Consider the following 19372-nt stretch of genomic DNA (forward strand, 5'->3'; position numbering starts at 1 on the left):
TCCTTCTCTGTCACGCGAGGTGCGGAAAACGGCTCACGGGGTTTGAAAATATTTCAGGCACGGGCTTCGACGGTGACCCAGTAGCGGGTAAACCGCCGAACCCTGACCGGCAGGCTGACTTGCAGCAGGTCCAGGATTCGTTCGCTGTCGTCCAGCGGGTAGCTGCCGGAAATCAGCAGGTTGGCCACCTGCGGGTCGCAATTGAGCTGGCCACGGCGATAACGGCTCAATTCGGCGAGGAAATCTTCCAGGCGCATGTGGGCCGCCACCAGCATGCCGTCGGCCCAGGCGCCGCTGCCGGCGTCGGTGGGGCGGGCGGTGTCCCAGCCTTTGCGGGTGAAATTGACCTGATGGGCTTTCTCCACCGACAACGGCAAACCGCTATAGGTGTTGGGCATCACGTCAACGTGCCCATCAAACACCGCCAGTTGTGTGTGATCGTTGAATTGCCGCACGTTCAGCCGCGCGGCCTGGGCGCTGAGCAGGCCCTGGGAAGTGATGACCCGCAGCGGGGCGTTGCCGGGTTTGGCGGTCAGCAGGATTTCGCCTTCGAGCAGGCGGATCAAGCGTTGCTGGCCATCAAAATGCACATCCACCGCACTGCCGGTGTTGAGCTGCAACTGGCTGCCATCCGCCAGCTGGAACTTGCGCCGTTGGCCGATGGGGCTGCGGTAGTCGGCACTCAACGGCGGCAATATATGTTGCTGGCGCAAACCCCAGGCCGCTGCCGACCCGGCGCCGAGTATCAGCAACAACTTCAGGGCCTGACGACGACTGCTGGATTTCGGTGCATTCAAGGCGGCGTGGGCCAGGGGTGATGGCATCCCGCGCAAGCGCTGGTTCACTCGCTGGATGTGCTCCCAGGCCCGCTGATGTTCGCTGTGGGCGTCCAGCCACTGTTGCCAGGCCGCCTGTTTACGTGGGTTGAGCGGGCCCTGCTGCATTTCCATCAGCCAGTGCACCGCTTGTTCGGCGACTTGCGTTGAGAAACTCATAGGGCGAAGTAGCAGCGCATCGCCGCTTTATGCAGGTGACGCTTGACCGTGGCGATGGAGATCCCCAGTTCCGCGCCGATTTGCGCGTAGGTCAGGCCGTCGAGCTGGGCCAGCAGGAACGCGCGTTTAACCAGCGGCGCCAAGCCATCCAGCAACTGGTCCAGCTCCATCAGGGTTTGCAGGATGATTGCCCGCTCTTCCTCCGACGGCGCCACGTGTTCGGGCATCTGCGCCAGGGCGTCGAGGTAGGCGCGCTCCAGGTCCTGGCGGCGGTAATGGTTGAACAGCACGCGCTTGGCGATGGTGGTAAGAAAGGCGCGGGGTTCGATCAGCGCCGGGGTTTCCCGTGCGGTGAGCACGCGAACGAAGGTGTCCTGGGCCAGGTCGGCGGCGCTTTCCGGGCAGCCGAGCTTGCGTCGCAACCAGCCGGTAAGCCAGTGGTGATGGTCGTGGTACAGGACTTCGACGGTGTTGGACGGCTGCAACGCGCACACTCCGGCAGCATGGGCATGCTTTAGAGAACAAGAATTGTTCGCATTGTAGGGCGCGCAGACGGGTTCGGCAATTGCCAGTGATGCGTTCTCTTTTGCTTATGAGAACCTTTATCATTAATATTGCGCCCTGACGAACCTGGCGCCTTGTGCATGAAACGCAAAACCTCACTTCCCGTTTCCTACCGTCTTGCCGTGACTTCGCGGGTGCTGGCGGCTGTGGTCGGCGGTTACCTGCTGGCCTCGCTGGCCAGCGTGTGCATGACGCTGTGGCTGCCCACCAGCCGCGCCGATGCGGTGATCAGCGGCATGCTGAGTTCGTTTGTGTTCTACCTGTTGGCGGTCATCTGGTGCTTCGCCTGCCGCACGGCCTGGCGCGCCTGGTTTGGCGTGTTGCTGCCCAGCGCGATAATGGCCACGTTCGCCGGGTTGGCGTACTGGATGGCGCGCACATGAAAGAGGGCTTCCGCCAGGCCATGGCCTGGTTGCACACCTGGGCCGGGCTGATCTTTGGCTGGCTGCTGTTTGCGATTTTCCTGACGGGCACCCTGTCGTATTTCAAGGACGAAATTACCCACTGGATGCAGCCCGAAGTGCAGGCGCATCCCGTCGATGACGCCCGTAGCCTGGCCGCCGCCCAAACCTATCTGCAACACCAGGCGCCCAATGCCGCGCGCTGGTTTATCACCTTGCCGAGCAGCCGTGAGCCGGGCCTGTCGGTGATGTGGCAAGACAAGGTCGACCCGGGCAAACGCGGCAATTTCGTCGAAAAACTCCTCGATCCCGTCAGCGGCCAGCAGGTCCAGGCCCGGGAAAGCATGGGCGGCGAATTCTTCTATCGTTTCCACTTCCAGCTGCAAATGCCGTATCCCTGGGGGCGCTGGCTGTCGACCATCGCCGCGATGGTGATGTTCGTGGCGTTGATCACCGGGATCATCACCCACAAGAAAATCTTCAAGGACTTCTTCACCTTCCGCCCGCGCAAGGGCCAGCGGTCCTGGCTCGACGGGCACAACGCCGTGGGCGTGCTGGTGTTGCCGTTCCACTTGATGATCACCTACAGCAGCCTGGTGATTTTCATGAGCATGGTAATGCCGGCGAGCATCCTCGCTTCCTACGGCAACGATACCCGTGCGTTCTTCAACGATGTGTTTCCGGCCACCGATAATGCGCCGGCCCTCGGCCAGCCGGGGCAATTGCTGCCACTGGGCCCGATGTACGAGCAGGCGCGCGAGCAATGGGCCGGCGGGCATGTCGGACGGCTGGTGGTGAATAATCCAAGCGATGTAAACGCCTCGGTCAATGTGTTCCGCGCCGGGTCGGATCGAGTGGTGCATGACTTTGGCAGCACCGTCTCATTCAACGGCACTACCGGCGAACTGTTGCGGGTGAGCGGCGAGCAGTCGCTGCCGGCGGCGATTGGTGGCAGCTTCTACGGTTTGCACATGGGCCATTTCGCCGGCCCGGTATTGCGCTGGCTGTATTTCATCTGCGGCCTCGCGGGCACGGCAATGATCGGCACCGGGCTGGTGATGTGGCTGGGCAAGCGTCAGCTCAAGCACACCAAAACCGGTGTGATGCCCTTTGAGCTGCGGCTGGTGGAAGTGCTGAACATCGCCAGCATGTCCGGCTTGATGATCGCCATCGCTGCATTCTTCTGGGCCAACCGCCTGTTACCAGCCAGCTTTGCCGGGCGCTCGGACTGGGAAGTACAAGCCTTCTTTATTGCCTGGGGCTTGAGCGTCGTGCACGCGATTGTTCGCCAGGGGCGCCGCGGCTGGGTTGAGCAATTGAGTGTGGGCGCGCTGCTGTTTATCGGCGTGCCGGTGCTCAACGCGCTGACCACGACCCAGCATTTGGGTGTGACCCTGGCCAACGGCGACTGGGCCATGGCCGGCTTCGACCTGACGTGCCTGGGCAGCGGTGTGTTCCTCGCCTGGGCTGCCTGGAAAATGCAGCACCGCCGCGTCCCTCAGCCCAAGGCCGAACGTGCCCGGCCATTGACCCTCAAGGGCGAGGTGAACTGAATGCTCCTGGCGCTATTGCTGTGTTACGCAGGGTTTACCGCGTTGTGCCTGTCCATGGACCGGCACCATGGCGAACTGCTGCACAGTAAACCTTCGCCTCGTCGGCGCCTGGGTTTGCGCGTGGGCGGCTGGCTGCTGTTGATTGTCTCGATCTGGCCGGCGGTGCTCGCGACCGGGTGGAGCCAGGGGTTGGTGGAGTGGTGCGCGGTCTTGATGCTCAGCGGGTTGTTGCTGGTGTTGCTGTTGCCGTATCGGCCAAGGCTGGCCTTGATCCTGGCGGGCCTCGGCCTGCTGGCCAGCCCGGTTGCGGCCTTCGCGACCCTTTGAGTCCACCGTTGATGATCACCACGCCTCCCGAACACCCAGAGCAGCACGCAGACGCGGCGGGCGGACGGGCGCATTTCCTGCAAGTGTTCCTGTCCCAGCGCTCGCAGATGGAAGCGCTGGTCAGCCGCCGCGTGGGCTGCCGTGCGACGGCGGCGGACCTGGTGCAGGATTTGTTCCTGCGCTTCTGGCGCCGGCCGCTGGTGCAGGTCGAGGAGCTCAGCACCTACCTGCTGCGCTGCGCCGGCAATATCGCCATCGACCACCTGCGCAGCGAAGGCGCCCGGGTGCGCAGCAGCGAAGGCTGGCTGCCGGAACAACAGGATAACCAGGGCTGCGAACCCCAGGCCGCGCTGGAGGCGGGCAATGATCTGCGTCACGTTGAAGCAGCCTTGCGCAGCCTGCCGGAACGTACCCGGCAGATTTTCCTGCTCAACCGCATCCATGGCCGCAAGTACGCGGAAATCGCCAAGGCCATGGGCCTGTCCCAAAGCGCCGTGGAAAAACATATGATGCGTGCCCTCGAAGCCTGCAAGGCCAGCCTTCGTGAACCATCGCCAAGGAAAGCCCCGTGAACGCCACTGCCCGCGTCACCCCGACGCCCGACCAGGAACAGGCCGCACTGGCCTGGTTGAGCCTGTTGCATGACCAACCCAGCAGTGGCGACCAGGCCACGTTCAGCCGTTGGCTGCGGGCCGATCCTGCGCATGTGGAAGCCTACGCCCAGGCCCAGGTGCTGTGGGAATTGAGTGAAGTACCGGCCAGAACGTTGGCGGATGAGGATGCCCTGGCGCTGCAGGGTTACTTGAACGCGATGAATACCTCGAAACGCTCCAGCGTGCGGCGCTGGTCTGGTGCCCTGGCCATGGCCGCCTGCCTGCTGGTGATGATCTCGATGGGCGCCGGCTGGCAGCCGTCACGCTGGGTCGATGACTTCGGCGCGGATTACGTCACCGCGCCGGGTGAGGTGAAGACCGTGACCCTGGCCGATCAAAGCCAGGTCACCCTGGACGCCGACAGTGCGATCGCAGTGGATTTCAAGCATGGCGAGCGCCATATCCAGCTACGCCGTGGCGCCGGTTTTTTCAGTGTGACCCACACTGGCGAATCCTTTGTGGTCGAGGCCGGCAGCGGCGAAGCACGGGTGCTCGGCACGCAGTTTGAGGTGCGCCTGCAACCGGCAGGTGCGCAGGTGACGGTGTTGTCCGGTCGGGTTGGGGTAACGCCGTCGAAGTATGCTCAGCAACAGATTCTGACGGCCGGCCAGCAAGTGGCCTACGCCGACGGTGTCGCCGATGAGCTGCACGCGGTCGACAGCGAGTCGCGCTTGGCCTGGCGCGATGGTTGGCTCAACTACTACAAGGCGCCGCTGGCCGATGTGGTGCAAGACCTCGGCCGCTACTATCCGGGGCGCATTCTGCTGCTCAACGAAGACCTCGGCGCCCGGCGTGTCAGCGGCAGTTTCCCGAGCAAGGACCCCCAGGCGGTGCTCAATGCGTTGCAGGCGGTCTTGGGGTTTGAACAACACTCGCTGCTCGGTCGGATGATCGTATTGCGCTAGATACAGAGCGCTACGCCGCAATGGCGTGGCGCTGTCATTACTTGCACCACCTTCCCTTGAAAATCCCCATGCCTTGGCACATCCGTGTGTGTGGACCTTTCATTTAACCTTCATCGCAATCGCCAAAACCTGTAACCAAATCGTTACGTGATGCACGGATGATCCTCGGATTCCTGAGCAGGTGGTCAGGAAGATTGGCGGCGCTGTTCACCCAGCCGAGATCGCCAATACCTCCCCCATAACAACAGATAGATGCATGTAAGGGATCTACTCGTGACCTACAACAAACTCTATGCCCTGCTTTTAGCATCGGGCCTGGGCGGCTTTGCGCCGCTGGTTCTGGCAGACGATTCCCAGGATGTCGGTTCGGTGCACGTCGCCGGCGAACGCACCCTGGGCACCGGCCACATGATTCAGGAAGAAAGTGCCAAGGCCCGGTCCACCGTGACCAAGGAAGCCATGGATGAAATGTCCCCGACGGCCAACGCCATCGACAAGCTCAAGTACACCCCGGGCATCAACGTTTCCAACGACGACGCCAGCGGCATGAGCGGCACCAGCTTCACCATGCGCGGCATGAACTCCGATCAGGTCGGGGTTTCCATGGACGGCGTGCCGATCAACGACTCCGGCAGCTACGGTGTTTACGCCAACCAATTGGGCGACCCGGAAAACGTCGGCGAAGTATTTGTCACCCAGGGCTCCTCGGAAGCGGACGGCCCGCACATTGGTTCCAGCGGCGGTAACATCGGCATGGTCACCATTCGGCCGACCAAGGAGCCGGGGCTGTTCGTCAAGCAATCCATGGGTTCGAACAACCTGACAAAGTCCTTCGCCCGCATCAACACCGGCGACCTCGGCGGCTTCAAGACCTGGGTGTCGGCCTCTCACACGGAGGGCGACAAGTGGCGCGGCAAGGGCACCTTGCGGGGCGACAAGGTGGAGTGGAGCACGCTGTTCGAAGACGACAACGGCAACACCAGCAACTTCACCATGAAGTACAACACCCAGGAAAACTACAACTACAACACGCTGAGCAAGAGCCAGTTCCAGCAACAGGGCCGCCGCCTGGATTACGCGGAAACGCCGGTCTACAAGAACGGCTTGCTGTCGTCTTCCTACAAGCTCAACCGCAACCCTTTCGAAAGTGTCATGACCACCTTCACCCAGCGCTGGCGCCTGCGTGATGACCTGGCCCTGACGGTTGCGCCTTACTACTACTGGGGCAACGGCGGCAGTTTCAGCGGCCAGACCGCGACCAACCTGGGGCCGAAGTCCGACAAGAGTGGCAACTACGACCTGAGCAACCTCAAGTCGGCCAACTACTATCGCCCCTCGTGGACCGAAACCTGGCGCCCTGGCGTGACGGTCAAAATGAAATGGGACATCAACGAGGAGCACAGCCTGGATTACGGCTACTGGTACGAGCGCGCTCGCCAGCGCCAGACCCAGCCGTATATCGGGATCAACAGCGAAGGTGCACCGGACGACGTCTGGGGCGATTACAACAGCGGCGGCCAGGTGGTCGACAAGAACGGCAAGACTGTCCAGGGGCGCCACCAGTACACCGTGACCCCGGCCCAGAAGCTGTGGGTGCAGGACAGCTGGCAAGCCACGCCAGACCTGAGCTTTGTCGGCGGCCTGGCGTACCAGTACGTCGAACGGGACGGCGACAACCTCGGTAGCCTGTACGACAAGCCGGAAAAGCGTAACGCCCGCTACCATCAGTTCCTGCCGAACTTCAGTGCCAAGTACCAGGTCGACGAGAGCAACCAGGCGTTCTACAACGTCACTCGCAACATGCGCACACCGCAGAACTACGTGCTGTACAACAAGGGTGACTCGCTCAACCTCAACCCCGAGCTGAGCTGGAACCAGGAACTGGGCTGGCGCTACACCGAAGAGAAAATGGCCCTGAGCGCCACCCTGTTCTACATCACCTTCAAGGACCGTCAGCTGTCGACCACCGACTTGAACGGTGACTACGTGATGGCCAACGTCGGTGACGTGACCAACAAAGGCCTGGAGTTGGAGTGGAGCGGCCTGCTGCCGTACAACTTCAACTACTACGCGTCGTACACCTATACCAAGTCCGAGCAGCAGGACGACTTTGTCAGCAAGAACGTGTTGTTGCCGACCAAGGGCAACCAGTTGGCCAACGTGCCGGAAAACATGCTCAACCTGGTGTTTGGTTACGACGACAAGCGCTACTACGGCAACATTGCCGGCAAGTATGTCGGGGCGTTCTACGGTGATTTGACCAACAACGAGAAAATCTCCGGGCGCACCGTGTTTGATCTCAACGCCGGTATCTACCTGCCGGTGGACAAGAAGGTCTTCAAGTCGGCCGCGCTGCGCTTCTCGATGCTCAATGTGTTCGACAAGGAATACCTGAGCTCGGCGCGTACCGTGTCGTTCAACTCGGCGCCGGTGAATGGCCTGGCGGCCAGCTCGGCGTATTACAACGTAGGTGAAGAGCGTACGGCGATGGTTTCCCTGGAGGCCAATTTCTAACGCGTACGCAAACCCAATGTGGGAGCGGGCTTGCTCGCGAAAGCGGTGGGTCAGTCGCCAGATGTATTGACTGAACCAGCGCATTCGCGAGCAAGCCCGCTCCCACATTTGATCTGCGGTATTTTACAGAGTGAGTTACTTCAGCGCCGCCATGATCGCTTCCGGGTTGTAGTCGCGAATCAGCGTGCCGTTCACGTCCACAAACGGAATCCCGCCGCCCCCCAACGCCTCGTACGCCTTGCGCGCCTGGGCGTCCTTCTCGATATCAAACGCCTGGTAGGGAATCCCCTTGGAATCCAGAAAACGCCGGATCTGTTTGCAGTAGCCGCACCACTCGGTGGAATACAGCACCACGCGCGCTGCCGCGCGTGTCTGCTCCGGCACCACCTGGGAGGGGTTGAACAACCGCTCGATCTTGCCCCAGTTCTGGAAAACCACCACCACCAGCAACACCAGCAGGACTTTCTTCAGAACCCCGCCCAGCATCAGTTGCGACGCTTGAGCTGGTCGGTCAGCTGGGTCGGCAGGCCCTTGATGATCAAGGTGCCGGCGGCTTCGTCGTATTCGATCTTGTCGCCCAGCAGGTGCGCTTCAAAGCTGATGGACAAGCCTTCGGCACGCCCGGTGAAACGGCGGAACTGGTTGAGGGTGCGTTTATCCGCCGGGATTTCCGGCGACAGGCCGTAGTCCTTGTTGCGGATGTGATCGTAGAAGGCTTTTGGCCGATCTTCATCGATCAACCCGGACAGCTCTTCCAGGCCCATCGGCTCGCCGAGCTTGGCCTGGCTGCTGGCGTAGTCCACCAGGGTCTTGGTTTTCTCGCGGGCGGATTCGTCCGGCAGGTCTTCGCTCTCGACGAAATCGCTGAAGGCCTTGAGCAGGGTGCGGGTCTCGCCTGGGCCGTCGACGCCTTCCTGGCAGCCGATAAAGTCGCGGAAGTACTCCGAGACCTTCTTGCCGTTCTTGCCCTTGATAAACGAGATGTACTGCTTGGATTGCTTGTTGTTCTGCCACTCGGACACGTTGATGCGCGCGGCGAGGTGCAGTTGGCCAAGATCCAGATGGCGCGACGGCGTCACGTCCAGCTGGTCGGTCACGGCCACGCCTTCACTGTGGTGCAGCAGGGCGATCGCCAGGTAATCGGTCATGCCCTGTTGATAGTGGGCAAACAGTACGTGGCCGCCGGTGGAGAGGTTGGACTCCTCCATCAGCTTCTGCAGGTGTTCCACCGCAATGCGGCTGAAGGCGGTGAAATCCTTGCCGCCGTCGAAATACTCCTTCAACCAGCCGCTGAACGGGTGCGCGCCGGACTCGGCATGGAAAAAGCCCCAGGCCTTGCCTTGTTTGGCGTTGTAGCTCTCGTTGAGGTCGGCGAGCATGTTCTCGATCGCGGCCGACTCGGCAAGCTCGGAGTCGCGGGCGTGGAGAACTGCGGGTGTGCCGTCGGGTTTTTTGTCGATCAGGTGGACGATGCAATGACGGATCGGCATGGGCTTCTCGGCTGGTTGAAGGGGAGGGGTGGGGCTCCCGGAAAAAGTCGCCAGTGTACCGCACCCGCTGGGGATGGCGCTGTTCGGAGGGCGTTTTGAGCGCCATCCGACGGGCCATATGCCTTTTTTTCACGGTTTAGAGCGATAAAGCTGACCAAATGGGTATGTTGAGGCGGATATTTCCCCGTCTCTGTGCTAGTTTTGCCCCGTCTTACGCGCAGTCTGGGCGTTAAGCGTGCATTCAGCATTTGTCAGGTCGAACCAAACCCGGTTTCAGGTATCTATAACCCCGATCTTCGTGGTTATAGCCCTTGGGTGCCAGGCCTTGATGGCAGGGCTCGATGGCTGACACTGCACTCTGCAATCCAAATGAATTTGATAGGGAAGGAACACCACAATGGCTATTACTAAAGACCAACTGATCGCTGATCTGGCTGAAGCTGTAGACGCACCGAAAACCACCGTGCGTGCTCTGCTGGACCAACTGAGCCAGATCGTTGCTGATCAGCTGGAAAACGGCGGCGAAATCACTCTGCCAGGCGTTGGCAAACTGAAAGTGACCGAGCGTCCTGCCCGTACTGGCCGTAACCCTTCGACTGGCGCTGCCATCGAAATCGCTGCCAAGAAAGTTATCAAGCTGGTTGTGGCCAAAGGCCTGACCGACGCTGTTAACAAGTAAGACGCAGCAAAAAAAACCGTGCTCCGGAGCGATCCGGGCACGGTTTTTTGTTGCCTGCGATTTATCAGTCCTTACGGGCCCAACGCTGGCGCCACACCTGTTGCTCGCTCGGGGTCTGGAACGTCCAGGCGACGAAGCGGCTCTGCTTCTGGCCCTGGGACATCTCCACTACCTGGCTTTCCAGCACACCGGCCTTTTTCAGCGCTGTCTGAATGGCCGGCAGGTTTGACGCTTTCGACACCAGGGTGCTGAACCACAGCACTTTATGTTGGAAATGCGCGCTTTCAGCGATCAACTGCGTCACAAACCGCGCTTCACCGCCTTCACACCACAATTCCGCCGACTGGCCACCGAAGTTCAGCACCGGCAGCTTGCGTTTCGGATCAGCCTTGCCCAGTGCACGCCATTTACGCTCGCTGCCCTTGGTCGCCTCATCCATGGACGCGTGGAAGGGCGGGTTGCACATGGTCAGGTCAAACCGCTCGCCTGGCTCCAGCAAGCCCAGCAGGATCTGCTTGGGGTTGGTTTGCTGGCGCAGTTGGATGGCCTTGTTCAGCCCGTTGGACTGCACGATCGCCTTGGCGGCGGCCACGGCGGTCGGGTCGACTTCCGAACCGAGGAAATTCCAGCGGTACTCGCTGTAACCGATCAACGGATAGACGCAGTTGGCGCCCATGCCGATGTCCAGCACCTTCACCGGCGCGCCACGGGGGATCACGCCTTCGTTGACGCTGGCGAGCAGGTCGGCGAGGAAGTGCACGTAGTCGGCACGCCCCGGTACCGGTGGGCACAGGTAGTCAGCCGGGATGTCCCAGTGATTGATGCCGTAGAACGCCTTGAGCAACGCCCGGTTGAACACCCGCACCGCGTCTGGGCTGGCAAAGTCGATGCTTTCCTTGCCGTACGGGTTGATGATCACGAATTGCGCCAGTTCGGGCGTGGTCTTGATCAGCGCCTGGAAGTCGTAACGGCCCTGGTGGCGGTTACGCGGGTGCAAGGTGGCCTCTTTGCGCGGAACGACGGGCTTGGCCGGCGTATTGGATTTTGGCTTCTTTCGCGGTGCTTTGGGTGTGCTGGGGGCGGTCATGGGCTGCGTCGATTCTGCGTTTGTTTCAAAAGTGGCGGGTATTGTCACACATTCCTTGGTCGAACTCGGTCAAATGTGGGAGCTGGCTTGCCTGCGACGCAGGTGACTCGGTGTATCTGCCAGACCGAGGCGATGCCATCGCAGGCAAGCCAGCTCCCACATTGGTCGGGTTTCCAAAGAGAAATAGCGGTGTTTTTCCAAGCAAAAAAAAGAGACCCGAAGGTCTCTTTTTCCGCACGGGCAGCCTCTTACAGGCTGGAAATCCGTGCGTGTTGCTCCGCCAGCTTGCCCAAAGCCTGTTCAGCTTCAGCCAGTTTGGCGCGTTCTTTCTCGATCACTTCAGCCGGAGCCTTGTCGACGAACGCCGCGTTGGACAGCTTGCCGCCCACCCGCTGCACTTCGCCTTGCAGGCGCAGGATTTCCTTGTCCAGGCGCGCCAGTTCGGCAGCCTTGTCGATCAGGCCGGCCATCGGCACCAGCACTTCCATCTCGCCCACCAGTGCGGTGGCGGACAGCGGTGCTTCTTCGCCCGGTGCCAATACAGTGATCGACTCCAGTTTCGCCAGCTTCTTGAGCAGCGCGTCGTTCTCGGTGAGGCGACGCAGGTCTTCGCTGCTGGCGTTCTTCACGAACACGGCCAGTGGCTTGCCCGGACCGATATTCATCTCGGCGCGGATGTTGCGCGTACCCATCATCAGGGTCTTGAGCCACTCGATATCGCTTTCGGCCGCCTCATCAATGCGGGCTTCGTTGGCCACCGGCCAAGGTTGCAGCATGATGGTCTTGCCGTCTTTGCCGGCCAGCGGCGCGATGCGCTGCCAGATTTCTTCGGTGATGAAGGGCATGAACGGATGCGCCAGGCGCAACGCCACTTCCAGTACGCGCACCAGGGTTTGACGGGTGCCGCGCTGACGTTCGATCGGCGAGTTCTCGTCCCACAGCACGGGCTTGGACAGTTCCAGGTACCAGTCGCAATACTGGTTCCAGATGAACTCGTACAGGGCCTGCGCCGCCAGGTCGAAGCGGAACTGGTCGAGTTGACGGGTCACTTCGGCTTCGGTGCGCTGCAGCTGGGAGATGATCCAGCGGTCTGCCAGGGACAGCTCGATGGCCTCGCCGTTCTGGCCGCAGTCTTCGCCTTTATCCAGTACGTAGCGCGCGGCATTCCAGATCTTGTTGCAGAAGTTGCGATAGCCTTCGACGCGGCCCATGTCGAACTTGATGTCGCGACCGGTGGACGCCAGCGAGCAGAAGGTAAAGCGCAGGGCGTCGGTGCCGTAGCTGGCGATGCCATCGGCGAACTCGTCGCGGGTCTGCTTCTCGATCTTCTTCGCCAGTTTCGGCTGCATCAGGCCCGAGGTGCGTTTCTGCACCAGGGTTTCCAGGTCGATGCCGTCGATGATGTCCAGCGGGTCCAGGACGTTGCCCTTGGACTTGGACATCTTCTGGCCCTGGCCATCACGCACCAGGCCGTGCACGTACACGGTCTTGAACGGTACCTGCGGGGTGCCGTCTTCGTTCTTCACCAAGTGCATGGTGAGCATGATCATCCGGGCAACCCAGAAGAAAATGATGTCGAAGCCGGTGACCAGCACGTCGGTGGAGTGGAATTTCTTCAGGAACTCGGTCTGTTGCGGCCAGCCGAGGGTGGAGAACGTCCACAGGCCCGAGCTGAACCAGGTGTCCAGTACGTCGTTGTCCTGTTGCAGCGTCACGTCCGCGCCAAGGTTGTGCTTGGCACGTACTTCGGCTTCGTCGCGGCCCACATAGACCTTGCCCGACTCGTCGTACCAGGCCGGAATCCGGTGGCCCCACCACAGCTGGCGGCTGATGCACCAATCCTGGATGTCACGCATCCACGAGAAGTACATGTTTTCGTACTGTTTCGGCACGAACGCGATGCGGCCGTCTTCCACGGCAGCGATCGCCGGCTCAGCCAAAGGCTTGGTGGACACGTACCACTGGTCGGTCAGCCAGGGCTCGATGATGGTGCCGGAGCGGTCGCCCTTCGGCACTTTCAGGCCGTGGTCGTCAACGCTCACCAGCAGGCCGGCGGCGTCGAAGGCGGCAACGATCTGCTTGCGCGCTTCAAAACGGTCGAGGCCCGCGTATTCAGCCGGGATCTTGCCGTCGATGCTCTCGTTCAGCGTGCCGTCGAGGTTGAACACCTGGCAGGCCGGCAGAACGGCGGCGTTTTTATCGAAGATGTTCAGCAGCGGCAGGTTGTGGCGCTTGCCGACTTCGTAGTCGTTGAAATCGTGAGCCGGGGTGATTTTCACGCAGCCGGTGCCGAATTCAGGGTCGCAGTAGTCATCCGCGATAATCGGGATGCGACGGCCAACCAGCGGCAGCTCGACGAACTTGCCGATCAGCGCCTGGTAGCGTTCGTCGTTCGGGTTGACCGCGACGGCGGCGTCGCCAAGCATGGTTTCCGGACGGGTGGTGGCGACGATCAGGTAATCATTGCCTTCGGCGGTCTTGGCGCCGTCAGCCAACGGGTACTTGAGGTTCCACAGGAAACCTTTCTCGTCGTGGTTTTCCACTTCAAGGTCGGAAATCGCCGTGTGCAGCTTGGTGTCCCAGTTGACCAGGCGCTTGCCGCGGTAGATCAGGCCGTCTTCATGCAGGCGCACGAAGGCTTCCTTCACGGCTTCCGACAGGCCGTCGTCCATGGTGAAGCGCTCGCGGCTCCAGTCGACGGACGAGCCCAGGCGACGGATCTGACGGCTGATATTGCCGCCGGACTGATCCTTCCATTCCCAGATTTTCTCGAGGAATTTCTCGCGGCCCAGGTCGTGACGGTTCTGGCCGGTGGCTTCCAGTTGGCGTTCCACCAGCATCTGGGTGGCGATACCGGCGTGGTCTGTACCTGGTTGCCATAGGGTATTGCGACCCTGCATGCGGCGGAAACGAATCAGGGCATCCATGATCGCATTGTTGAAGCCATGGCCCATGTGCAGGCTGCCAGTGACGTTCGGTGGCGGAATCATGATGGTGTAGGCATCGCCCGCGCCTTGCGGAGCGAAATAATTCTCGGACTCCCAGGTCTGGTACCAGGAAGTTTCAATAGCGTGCGGCTGGTAGGTCTTATCCATGCGCGGCGGGACCCTAGTTGGCATTAATTCAGGAAAGCCGACAAGTATAACGGGGGATAGGGGAGAGGGGTAGGAGCGAGCTTGCTCGCGAAAAACCTGAGGGCGGCGCGTTCATTCAGGATGTACGCGTTATCGTTCACGCCCTTCGCGAGCAAGCCCGCTCCCACAGGGGATATGTGTCAGCCTTAGTTCTGGTACTGGCTCAACAACCGCTCCATGCGCGCATCCAGCCGGCGCTTGATCTCGGTTTCGATATGCGGGGCAAAATCGTCGATCACGTCTTGCATGATCAGTTGCGCGGCGGCGCGCAGTTCGTTGTCCAGGTGCAGCAGCAGGGCGTCGGGGGCTTTTTCGGCGGCAGGTACGGCAACAGCCGCAGCCGGCGCAGCTTGTGCCACGGGCGTTTCGACAGGTTCCGGCGTAACCGGCTTGCCACCCACCATATCGAACAGCAGGGGAATTTGTACGTCACCGTTGACCGCATCGGTCAGCAATGGCGGTTGCAGGTCATCATCACCGAGCAGCTTGCGGATCGACTCGAGGTCGTCCAGCAGGTGGTCAGGGTCTTTTAGCGGGTTTGGAGTGTCCATCGTGTGCTCAAAGTCGTTGTAGCCGGTGATCTTGCAGAGAATAGCCCTGTTCGCGGTAGAAACGGAAACTCTCCCGCGCGGCCTGACGAATAGCCGGGTCTTCCACCACCACTTCCGCCACGCGGGCGAAACCCTTGGCGAAGGCCGGTACTTTCAGGTCAAGGTTGACCAGCAGGTCTGTGTGATCGCCGCAGCTGTCGCCCAAACCCAGTACTACCAGGCCTTCCGGTTCTGATTCGGCGGGACCGTGGGGCACGAAGCTTTCGCCCTTGAAGCGCCACAGGCGGGCGTCGAGGTCGTCACGCTGGGCGGCATTGCTGCAATGCAGGTAGATACGGTGGCCCATGCGCCAGGCTTTTTCGGTGAGCTTGCAGGCAAAGTCCAGGCGCGCGGAAGGATCGGCGCTGGGCAATATATAGAAGTCGACTTGGGTCATTGCGGTTCCTGAGCCCCGGGCGGCTTTACAGGCGCCCGGGGATCTTCATTTTCAGGCTTTGGCGCGGTCCAGCAGGTACTGGGTCAGCAATGGAACCGGACGGCCAGTGGCGCCCTTGTCCTTGCCGCCGCTGGTCCAGGCGGTGCCGGCGATGTCCAGGTGGGCCCAGTTGAAGTTCTTGGCGAAACGCGACAGGAAGCACGCCGCAGTGATGGTGCCGGCTTTCGGGCCGCCAATGTTGGCGATGTCGGCGAACGGGCTGTCCAGCTGTTCCTGGTACTCATCGAACAGCGGCAGTTGCCAGGCGCGATCGTCTGCAGCCTGGCCGGCGCTGAGCAGTTGGCCGATCAGTTCGTCGCTGTTGCCCAGCAGGCCCGACGTGTGGGCGCCCAGGGCAACCACGCAGGCACCGGTCAGGGTGGCGATGTCGATCACGGCTTGCGGCTTGAAGCGCTCGGCGTAGGTCAGGGCGTCGCACAGCACCAGGCGGCCTTCGGCGTCGGTGTTGAGGATTTCCACGGTCTGGCCGCTGAGGGTGGTGACGATATCGCCCGGACGGGTCGCGCCGCCGCTCGGCATGTTCTCGGCGCAGGCCAGGATGCACACCAGGTTGATCGGCAGCTTGAGTTCCAGCACGGCACGCAGGGTGCCGAACACGCTGGCGGCGCCGCCCATGTCGTACTTCATCTCGTCCATGCCCAGGCCCGGCTTGAGGCTGATGCCGCCGGTGTCGAAGGTGATGCCTTTACCGACCAGGGCAAATGGCTTCTCGGACTTCTTGCCGCCGTTGTATTGCATCACGATCAGGCGTGGCGGCTGGTCGCTGCCCTGGCCCACGGCATAGAACGAGCCCATGCCCAGTTCCTTGATCTTCTTCTCATCCAGGACTTCGACTTTCAGGCCCTTGAATTCCTTGCCCAGCGCCTTGGCTTGCTCGCCCAGGTAGGTTGGGTGGCAGATGTTCGGTGGCAGGTTGCCCAGGTCACGGGTGAACGCCATGCCGCCGGCGATGGCCTGGGCGTGGGTCACGGCGCGTTCGACTTCAGCCTGGGCCGCCTTGATGGTCAGCAGGGTGACTTTCTTCAGGGCGCGGGGTTCGGCCTTGGTGCTCTTGAACTGGTCGAAGACGTAGCCGCCGTCCAGCAGGCTTTCGGCCAGCAGGCGGGTCTTGCCGTAGCTGTCGCGGCCCTTGACCACGACTTCGTCCAGCGCCAGGGCCGCGTCGATGCCGCCCAGGCCCTTGAGGGTGTTGAGGATGCCGGCGATGATCTTGCGGAACGGACGGTCGCCCAGTTCGGCGTCTTTACCAACGCCCACCAGCAATACACGGTCGGCTTTAAGGTTAGGCAGGCTTTGCAGCAGCAGGCTTTGGCCAACCTTGCCGGCCAGGTCACCGCGCTTGAGGACTGCGCTGATGGCGCCGCCGCTCAGTTCGTCCAGTTGCTTGGCGGCAACGCCCAGCTTGCGGCCTTCGCCGACAGCGACCACGAGGGTGGCGGTTTTCAACGTTTCGGGGCTAACGCTTTTTACAACCAGTTCCATTTTCGGGTCCCTTATAAAGGTCAGTGAGCCAGGAGTCTGTACTCCGGCTTGTAAGCTTGGCAGCCTGTAGGCCGCCCGCGACAAAGGCCGCAGTTTGAACCTCGCCGCCCGAGCCTGACAACCCTTGCGGGCAGCTTTGTGCACGCGTATGAGCAAGCTCCGTGACAGGTGCGGTCAATCACAGGATAATGCGCCATCTTTTTAGCCGGCCTGCAGCAATGGGTCGACTCGATATGCTTGCTTGTTTGGCCGCCTTAGCCTGACAACCCTGGAGTGTCTGGTTTGATCGTCTTCCGTTATCTGTCCCGCGAAGTCCTGTTGACCCTGAGTGCCGTAAGTGCGGTATTGCTGGTCATCATCATGAGTGGTCGCTTCGTCAAATACCTCGCCCAGGCTGCCTCGGGTGCCCTGGATCCGGGTTCGCTGTTCCTGATCATGGGCTTTCGCCTGCCGGGCTTCCTGCAGCTGATTCTGCCATTGGGCCTGTTTCTCGGGATTCTGCTGGCCTACGGCCGCTTGTACCTTGAAAGCGAAATGACCGTGTTGTCGGCCACCGGCATGAGCCAGCAACGTTTGCTGGCCATGACCATGGTTCCGGCCACCGGTATCGCGCTGGTGGTGGCCTGGCTGAGCTTGAGCCTGGCACCCCAGGGTGCCCTGCAGTTCCAGCTGGTGCTGAACAAACAGGACGCCATGACCGAATTCGACACCCTGGAGCCGGGCCGCTTCCAAGCGCTCAACGATGGCACCCGGGTGACCTATACCGAGCAAATGACGGATGACCGTGCCAACCTGGGAGGGGTGTTCATCTCCCAGAAAAACCTCGGGCAGAACCAGAAAGACCGTGGTATTTCGATTCTGGTGGCCGACAAGGGGCGCCAGGAAGTGCGCCCGGATGGCAGCCGTTACCTGATCCTGGAAGATGGCTATCGCTATGACGGCAGCCCCGGTCAGGCCGATTACCGCGCAATCAAGTACGACACCTATGGCGTGATGCTGGCCCGGCCGGATGTCAGCGATGAGGTCACCGACCGCGACGCGATCCCGACCCCAGACCTGATCGGCAGCAAGGAACTGCGTTCGATCGCCGAGCTGCAATGGCGGATTTCCCTGCCGCTGCTGGTGTTCATCGTGACCTTGATGGCCGTGCCGCTGTCCCGGGTCAACCCGCGCCAGGGCCGCTTCCTCAAGCTGCTGCCGGCCATCCTGCTTTATATGGCTTACCTGACCATCCTGATTTCCGCCCGCGGCTCCCTGGAGAAGGGCAAACTGCCGCCGGCCCTCGGGTTGTGGTGGGTCCACGGGGTCTTCCTGGCCATTGGCCTGGGGCTGCTTTATTGGGAACCGATGCGGTTGAAGATGCGGAGTCGTCGCAGCGTGAAGGAGATGGCCCGTGGTTAAGCTCGACCGCTACATTGGTAGCAGCGTCCTGGTCGCAATCCTTGCGGTATTGGGCATTATTCTGGGGCTGGCCTCGTTGTTCGCCTTCATTGATGAAGTCGGCAACGTCAGCGATACCTACACCGTCACCGACGTCCTGAGCTACGTGGCGCTGACGGCGCCCCGTCGCCTGTACGACATGATGCCGATGGCTGCGCTGATCGGCTGCCTGATCGGCCTGGGCAGCCTGGCCAGCAACAGCGAGCTGACCATCATGCGCGCGGCGGGTGTTTCCATCGGTCGCATCGTGTGGGCGGTCATGAAGCCCATGCTGTTGCTGATGGTGGTCAGCGTGCTGATCGGTGAATACGTGGCGCCTCCAGCCGAGTCCACGGCCCAGGCCAATCGTGCCCTGGCCCAGGGTTCGGGCGATGCCCAGAGCTCCAAGCATGGCCTGTGGCACCGCCAGGGTGAGGAGTTTATCCACATCAACGCCGTGCAGCCGGGTGGCTTGCTGGTGGGTGTCACCCGCTACCACTTCGACAAGGAACGTCACCTGCTGTCGTCGAGCTTCGCCAAACGTGCACAGTACGCCGACGAAAAGTGGCAACTGAGCGATGTGACCACCACCTATTTCCGTGATATCGGCAAGGGTGCGGCATCGACCACCGAAGTGATCAATGTGCCGACGGAGCAGTGGGATATTTCCCTCAAGCCCGAATTGCTGAATACCGTGGTGATGATCCCGGAAAGCCTGCCTATCTCCGGCCTGTGGGGGTATATCCATTACCTCAAGGACCAGGGCTTGAACAACGGCCGTTACTGGCTGGCGTTTTGGGTCAAGGTGTTGCAGCCGGTGGTGACGGCTGCGCTGGTGCTGATGGCGATCTCGTTCATCTTTGGCCCGTTGCGTTCCGTGACCCTCGGCCAGCGCGTGTTTACCGGCGTACTGGTGGGTTTCACCTTCCGTATCGCCCAGGACCTGCTGGGGCCGTCCAGCCTGGTATTCGGTTTCTCGCCGCTGTTTGCGGTGCTGGTGCCGACCGCCATCTGCGCCGTGGCCGGCTTCTGGCTGTTGCGTCGGGCCGGTTGAGCCCGCGCTTATGAACAAAAAATGCCCCGTTCGAACGACCGGGGCATTTTTGTTCTTGGTCGCCATGG

The 19372-nt window shown here is 61.4% G+C and carries 18 protein-coding genes; 9 read left to right on the forward strand and 9 right to left on the reverse strand.

The annotated features are described in order from the left end of the window. Positions 1–53: 53 nt before the first annotated feature. Together V6607_RS05095 and V6607_RS05100 are read right to left on the reverse strand one after the other, a co-directional pair. A complete protein-coding gene (locus V6607_RS05095; RefSeq protein WP_134325774.1) occupies positions 54–995 on the reverse strand; it encodes a FecR domain-containing protein in 942 nt (313 codons plus the stop codon). Continuing rightward, a complete protein-coding gene (locus V6607_RS05100) occupies positions 992–1480 on the reverse strand; it encodes a sigma-70 family RNA polymerase sigma factor (RefSeq protein WP_134325775.1) in 489 nt (162 codons plus the stop codon). The genes V6607_RS05095 and V6607_RS05100 overlap by 4 nt, the downstream gene beginning before the upstream one ends. Before the next feature lie 159 nt (positions 1481–1639). Here V6607_RS05100 and V6607_RS05105 point away from each other — a divergent pair, with 159 nt between their 5' ends. From V6607_RS05105 to V6607_RS05130, 6 genes are all read left to right on the forward strand, one after another. Continuing rightward, complete coding sequence (locus tag V6607_RS05105; protein WP_003212759.1) at positions 1640–1942, forward strand: DUF3649 domain-containing protein; 303 nt, start codon at positions 1640–1642, stop codon at positions 1940–1942. Further along, a complete protein-coding gene (locus V6607_RS05110) occupies positions 1939–3513 on the forward strand; it encodes a PepSY-associated TM helix domain-containing protein (protein WP_134325776.1) in 1575 nt (524 codons plus the stop codon). Before V6607_RS05105 ends, V6607_RS05110 begins: the two co-directional genes overlap by 4 nt. Next, the gene (locus tag V6607_RS05115; RefSeq protein ID WP_003212755.1) at positions 3514–3840 is read left to right on the forward strand and encodes a DUF3325 domain-containing protein; all 327 of its coding nucleotides are present in this window, start codon (positions 3514–3516) and stop codon (positions 3838–3840) included. Between the two features lie 11 nt (positions 3841–3851). Continuing rightward, complete coding sequence (locus tag V6607_RS05120; protein WP_003212753.1) at positions 3852–4412, forward strand: RNA polymerase sigma factor; 561 nt, start codon at positions 3852–3854, stop codon at positions 4410–4412. Beyond that, entirely contained in the window at positions 4409–5398 is a 990-nt protein-coding gene (locus V6607_RS05125; RefSeq protein ID WP_003212751.1) for a FecR family protein, read from the forward strand. The genes V6607_RS05120 and V6607_RS05125 overlap by 4 nt, the downstream gene beginning before the upstream one ends. A gap of 273 nt (positions 5399–5671) precedes the next feature. Next, complete coding sequence (locus V6607_RS05130; protein WP_008438524.1) at positions 5672–7912, forward strand: TonB-dependent receptor; 2241 nt, start codon at positions 5672–5674, stop codon at positions 7910–7912. Between the two features lie 135 nt (positions 7913–8047). Here the strand turns inward: V6607_RS05130 and V6607_RS05135 are convergent, their stop codons facing one another. Both V6607_RS05135 and yejK read right to left on the reverse strand, forming a co-directional pair. Continuing rightward, on the reverse strand, positions 8048–8398 hold the full coding sequence (locus V6607_RS05135; RefSeq protein ID WP_003212747.1) for a glutaredoxin family protein: 351 nt from the start codon (positions 8396–8398) through the stop codon (positions 8048–8050). Further along, positions 8398–9402, reverse strand: a complete 1005-nt coding sequence (yejK, locus tag V6607_RS05140) for a nucleoid-associated protein YejK (RefSeq protein ID WP_003212745.1) — start codon at positions 9400–9402, stop codon at positions 8398–8400. The genes V6607_RS05135 and yejK overlap by 1 nt, the downstream gene beginning before the upstream one ends. Positions 9403–9799: 397 nt before the next feature. Between yejK and V6607_RS05145 the strand changes: the two genes are divergently transcribed. After that, the gene (locus tag V6607_RS05145; RefSeq protein ID WP_003212743.1) at positions 9800–10081 is read left to right on the forward strand and encodes an HU family DNA-binding protein; all 282 of its coding nucleotides are present in this window, start codon (positions 9800–9802) and stop codon (positions 10079–10081) included. A gap of 64 nt (positions 10082–10145) precedes the next feature. On the opposite strand, the gene rlmF is transcribed toward V6607_RS05145, so the two are convergent. From rlmF to V6607_RS05170, 5 genes are all read right to left on the reverse strand, one after another. Next, positions 10146–11168 carry a 23S rRNA (adenine(1618)-N(6))-methyltransferase RlmF gene (gene rlmF, locus V6607_RS05150; RefSeq protein ID WP_087695168.1) on the reverse strand — a complete coding sequence of 341 codons (1023 nt, stop codon included), beginning with the start codon at positions 11166–11168 and terminating at the stop codon, positions 10146–10148. 248 nt (positions 11169–11416) lie between these two features. Further along, positions 11417–14263, reverse strand: a complete 2847-nt coding sequence (locus V6607_RS05155) for a valine--tRNA ligase (RefSeq protein ID WP_134325778.1) — start codon at positions 14261–14263, stop codon at positions 11417–11419. Positions 14264–14448: 185 nt separating this feature from the next. After that, positions 14449–14853, reverse strand: a complete 405-nt coding sequence (locus V6607_RS05160) for a hypothetical protein (RefSeq protein ID WP_008438517.1) — start codon at positions 14851–14853, stop codon at positions 14449–14451. Positions 14854–14860: 7 nt separating this feature from the next. Further along, the gene (locus V6607_RS05165; protein WP_008438516.1) at positions 14861–15289 is read right to left on the reverse strand and encodes a DNA polymerase III subunit chi; all 429 of its coding nucleotides are present in this window, start codon (positions 15287–15289) and stop codon (positions 14861–14863) included. Positions 15290–15340: 51 nt separating this feature from the next. Further along, positions 15341–16831, reverse strand: coding sequence for a leucyl aminopeptidase (locus tag V6607_RS05170; RefSeq protein ID WP_134325779.1), 1491 nt, complete (start codon positions 16829–16831; stop codon positions 15341–15343). Positions 16832–17113: 282 nt separating this feature from the next. Between V6607_RS05170 and lptF the strand changes: the two genes are divergently transcribed. Continuing rightward, positions 17114–18232: an LPS export ABC transporter permease LptF gene (lptF, locus tag V6607_RS05175; RefSeq protein ID WP_134325780.1), complete on the forward strand. Its 1119-nt coding sequence runs from the start codon at positions 17114–17116 to the stop codon at positions 18230–18232. Further along, entirely contained in the window at positions 18225–19304 is a 1080-nt protein-coding gene (gene lptG, locus V6607_RS05180) for an LPS export ABC transporter permease LptG (protein ID WP_003210440.1), read from the forward strand. Before lptF ends, lptG begins: the two co-directional genes overlap by 8 nt. The last annotated feature ends 68 nt before the right edge of the window (positions 19305–19372 follow it).

The organism is Pseudomonas sp. KK18 (assembly GCF_037094675.1).
Classification (GTDB): domain Bacteria; phylum Pseudomonadota; class Gammaproteobacteria; order Pseudomonadales; family Pseudomonadaceae; genus Aquipseudomonas.